This window comes from Frankia tisae (genome assembly GCF_025403405.1).
Classification (GTDB): domain Bacteria; phylum Actinomycetota; class Actinomycetes; order Frankiales; family Frankiaceae; genus Frankia; species Frankia tisai.
This window is the reverse complement of the sequence record NZ_JANEZT010000476.1, coordinates 1-4290: the sequence shown is the minus strand read 5'-3', so window position 1 is coordinate 4290 and position 4290 is coordinate 1. Positions and strand designations below refer to the sequence as shown.

Genomic DNA, 4290 nt, shown 5'->3' with positions numbered 1-4290 from the left:
GTCCCTTCCCCTTCCTCACCGTCGAGGGGCCCGGCGTGTACGAAATCCCGGTCGGACCCGTCCACGCCGGACTGATCGAACCCGGCCACTTCCGATTCTCCGTCGTCGGCGAAACCATCCTGAAACTCAAAGCCCGCCTATGGTTCCTCCACCGAGGAGTCGAGAAGCTCTTCGAAGGCCACCCGGCAGCCTCCAGGCTGCCGCTGGCCGAGCGCATCTCCGGCGACACCGCAGTAGGCCACGCCCTGGCCTACTGCCTCGCCGTCGAAGACGCCCAGGGCATCGACGTCCCCCCCGACGCCCAGCGCGGGCGGGCGCTCCTGCTGGAACTGGAACGCCTGCACAACCACGTCGCCGACCTCGGCGCGCTGTGTAACGACGTCGGCCACAGCGTCCTGCACGCCCACGCAGGGCGGCTTCGCGAACGCCTACTACGCCTCAACGCCCGCGTCACCGGCCACCGACTCCTACGCGGCGGCGTCCACCTCGGCGGCACCCGGCTGCGCGGCATCCCGGACATCGGAGAACTCCAGGCGGTCGCCGATGACGCCCAGAACATTGTCGCCCTCGCGCTCGGTCACAGCGTCGTACGGGACCGTTTCACCGGCACCGCGGTTCTCCCCGCCGACGTGGCCCGAGACCTCGGCGCCCTCGGCTACGTCGCACGGGCCAGCGGCCTCCCGTACGACGCGCGCCTCGCCCACCCCCACTACGACCTCAGCGGACACCTACGCGTCCCAACCCACACCAGCGGCGACGTCCTGGCCCGCTTCCTTGTCCGCGCCGACGAAATCGATGCCTCCCTCGCCCTGCTTACCCACCTCGCCCGCAACCTCGCGCCAGGGCAGACCGGCGCCTGGCCACCTTCGGCCAGACATACAGGGCCGGTCTCGGGAGTCGGTATCGTCGAGGGATGGCGCGGCACCATCACCCACCGCGTCGAACTCGGCGACGACGACACGGTAACTCGGGTGAAAGTCGTCGACCCGTCCTTCTTCAACTGGCCCGCCCTGCCGGTCGCCCTGGCCGGCACGATCGTCCCCGACTTCCCCCTCGCCAACAAGAGTTTCAACCTTTCCTACGCCGGCAACGACCTATAAACCACCCACGGCGTCGGGGCGCCGCTTCCCGCCCGTTCTGCCGTCCGCTGCGGCCCACACGATCAGGATGCTGCCCCCCGGGCCCAGCGAGCCATCTCGCTTGGGCCTGGCATGGAACTCGAAGTAACGGTTGGCTGCTGTGCGTGACTGTCGCCGGATGTAGTCGAATGCTCTGGGGTTCAAGGGGGTGGAAGAGGAAACGCGAGTCCCCGGTATGAAGTCTGGTCCGACCAAAGATCAGCTTCGCAAGGCCCCGCGTCCCCGTGAGAGCCCTGGATCCGCTCAGGGGGCATGTCCCCCGGCACGGACACGTTCAACGGAGCGGGACCGTCCTGGGTGCCCGCGAGTCGAAGCACCTCCTCGGGTGCCTCCTCACGAACGCACGTGTGCGTCCCGGCGGGCGCCTGCTCCTTGCCCCAGGAGACGCCGCGGTAGCCGGCGACATGGTCGACCAGGTCCGTCAGCCAGTCGAACAACGCGGTGGCCGCGTCCGGGGCGTCGAGCAGCCGTTCGGCCTCGGTGCACAGGGCCTCGGTGCACAGGGCCTCGGTCCGGTCGTGCAGCAGCGCCTCGAGCAGCGCATCCCGACTCGGGAAATGACGGAACAGCGTGCCCGTCTGATCGGCGGCGGGTCTGAAGGCACGCTTGGGCCGCGCCCCGGTGACGATCGCCGCCCGCAGGTCGAGCGCTGCCGGCAGGACCCCGTCGCCGAAGGGGCGCCGCCATCGGGGGTCCTAATCGGGTGTGTCCCTCGCGACACCGGCGGGGATCGGCGTCGGCGGGAAGCGCCTCGGTGGAAGCCGGCCTCGGTGGAAGCCGGCCTCGGCGGGGGAGGCGCGGCGGCTCGGGCGGGGCGCCTGGCGCCGCCGGCAGCAGGCCTGGCGGGGCCATCGCGCCAAGCCCGGTCGTCCTGCCCGAAGCGGGGCGAGTGGACGCCCCCGCGAGCGGCAATCGGGCGTGACCATGCAGACACCCCCCGGCCGGCCGTGCACCGTCACCTGCACGGATGACGGTCTGGGCCAGGGCAGCATGGCCCGATCGCGCCAGGGCCATTTGTCGTAGTTCGGCGCGGTCGGGCACGATGCGACCATGCGTCCAAGGTGATCAACAATCGGGCGCCGGCACCTGAGCCGTCCGACCGGAACAACGAGCCGTCGCCTTCCGAGTGGAGGCGGACGGCGGCCCGGTCCGGCATCGGGCCGGCCGCCCGAGTCGGCGTCTGCGTGGCCGCGCAGACGCACCCGATTGGCCCGGATTCACCGGGACGCTGACTTTCCTCTGTGCTGCACACCGGCGGCTGGCGCGTCGCCTCTGCGCGGACTCGGACCCCTTCCGTGCCCGTTGCGCCCGCGCGCCGGTTGTCCGTTGGCCACGCGCGGGCGCAGGCAACCGTCATCGACACATCGTTGCCCTATTCCTGAGCAATGTGGGAGTTCGCATGCACGATCTGCGCCAGAACCTCGGACGATCCCCGCGCGCGGCGGGCGGATCGGACGGGGCGTGGCGGGACCGGCTGGCCGGCCGGCCGGCGGACGCTCAGCACGAGCTGATGCTCGACCTCGTCATGGGGCAGGTCGCCGCCGTGGCCGGTACGGGCGCCGGCATCGTGGACCGGGGGGCGCCGTGGCGCGCGCTCGGGGTCTACCGCCACATCGCCGAGCGGCTGCGGGCCGCGCTGGCCGAGCAGACGGGGTTGCGCCTGCCCGCCACCCTGTTCTTCGACCGGCCGACGCCGCACGCCCTCGCGGACCATCTGCGGCGCGAACTGCTCGGGATCGGCGACGAGATCATCGCCGTGAGCCCGACGGCGGGACCGGCGGTGGGCGGCGCCATGGCGGGTGGCGGGTTCCGGCCGGCCGACGACCCGATCGTCATCGTCGGCATGGGCTGCCGGCTGGCCGGCGGCATCGACTCGCCGCAGGCGCTGTGGGAGCTGGTGCACGCCGGGCGCGACGCGGTCGCCGGCCTGCCCGAGGACCGGGGCTGGGACCTGGCCAGGCTCTACCACCCGGACCCCGACCATCCCGGCACCGCCTACACCCGCCACGGCGGGTTCCTGACCGGCATCGACCAGTTCGACCCGGCGTTCTTCGGGATCGGCCCGCGGGAGGCAGGCGCCCTCGACCCGCAGCAGCGGCTGATGCTGGAGGTCTCCTGGGAGGCGCTGGAGCGGGCCGGCATCGACCCCCGCTCCCTGCGCGGCAGCCGCACCGGCGTGTTCACCGGGGTCTCGCTGCAGGACTACGGACCGGCCTGGCACACCGCGCCGCAGGATGCGCAGGGTCAGCTGCTCACCGGCAACGCCTCCGGGGTGATCGCCGGCCGGGTCGCCTACACCTTCGGCCTGGAGGGGCCGGCGCTGAGCGTGGACACCCAGTGCTCCGCCTCGCTGGTCGCGACCCATCTCGCCAGCCAGTCGCTGCGCGCGGGGGAGTGCGACCTGGCGCTCGTCGGCGGGGTGACGGTCATGTCGACGCCGGGCATCCTGGTCGAGTTCAGCCGCAAGCGGGGGCTGGCGCCGGACGGGCGGTGCAAGGCGTTCTCCGCCGACGCCGACGGCACCGGCTGGGCGGACGGCGCGGGCGTGCTGCTGCTGGAACGGCTCTCCGACGCCCGCCGCCGCGGCCACCGGGTGCACGCGGTGCTGCGCGGCACGGCGATCAACCAGGACGGCGCCAGCAACGGGCTGACGGCCCCCAACGGCCTGTCCCAGCAGCGGCTCATCCGCCAGGCACTGGCCAACGCCGGCCTGCGGACCGCCGACGTCGACGCGGTCGAGGCGCACGGCACCGGCACCACGCTCGGCGACCCGATCGAGGCCCAGGCCGTCCTCGCGACCTACGGCCAGGACCGGCCGGCCGGCCGGCCGCTGTACCTGGGCTCGCTGAAGTCCAACATCGGCCACGCCCAGGCCGCCGCCGGGGTCTGCGGAATCATCAAGATGGTCCAGGCGTTGCGCCACGAGGTGCTGCCGCGCACCCTGCACGTCCGCGAGCCGTCACCGCACGTCGACTGGTCGGCCGGCGACGTCGAGCTGCTCACCGACAACGTCCCCTGGGCGCGCCGCGAGGGCCGCCCGCGCCGGGCCGGCGTGTCGGCGTTCGGGGTGAGCGGCACCAACGCCCACATCATCCTCGAGGAGGCCCCGGCCCAGCCGCGCCCACCCGCGCCGCGCAGCGGCACCGCCGAC

The 4290-nt window shown here is 72.9% G+C and carries 2 protein-coding genes; both read left to right on the top strand.

The features are described from left to right. The coding region (locus NBZ85_RS28325) for a hydrogenase large subunit (RefSeq protein ID WP_261563025.1) at positions 1–1100 on the top strand (1100 nt) is incomplete at its 5' end. 1438 nt (positions 1101–2538) lie between these two features. Then, the coding region (locus tag NBZ85_RS28320) for a type I polyketide synthase (protein WP_308205232.1) at positions 2539–4290 on the top strand (1752 nt) is incomplete at its 3' end.